The organism is Streptomyces aculeolatus (genome assembly GCF_020400605.1).
GTDB classification, from domain to species: Bacteria; Actinomycetota; Actinomycetes; order Streptomycetales; family Streptomycetaceae; genus Streptomyces; species Streptomyces aculeolatus.
On record NZ_JAINRD010000115.1, the window covers coordinates 1 to 427 of the forward strand.

Annotated in this window: 1 protein-coding gene; it reads left to right on the plus strand. The window is 63.7% G+C overall.

Annotated elements, in window-relative coordinates; genetic code table 11:
* Positions 1-427: beta-ketoacyl synthase N-terminal-like domain-containing protein (locus LG396_RS38955; RefSeq protein WP_225798337.1), on the plus strand; the 427-nt coding region annotated here is incomplete at both ends.

Below are 427 nucleotides of genomic sequence, written 5' to 3' on the forward strand. Positions count from 1 at the left end.
TCTTCGGGATGTAGCCGGGTTTGATGCCGGGTTCTTCGGTATTTCGCCGCGTGAGGCGCTGGCGATGGATCCTCAGCAGCGGTTGCTGCTGGAGGTGGCGTGGGAGTCGCTGGAGCGGGCGGGCATAGACCCTGTCTCACTCAAGGGCACCCAAACCGGAGTATTCATGGGCATCATCGATTCGAATTACGCGTCCGAAAGCGGCGACTTGCCGCGGGGTGTCGAAGGCTTTGTCAGCGCAGGTAACGCCGCAAGCGTCGTCTCGGGAAGGGTGGCGTATTCGTTGGGTTTGGAGGGCCCGGCGATGTCGGTGGATACGGCGTGTTCGTCGTCGTTGGTGGCGTTGCATCTGGCTGCCCAGGCGGTGCGTAGTGGTGAGTGCACGATGGCGCTGGCCGGCGGGGTGATGGTGATGCCCACCCCCGGA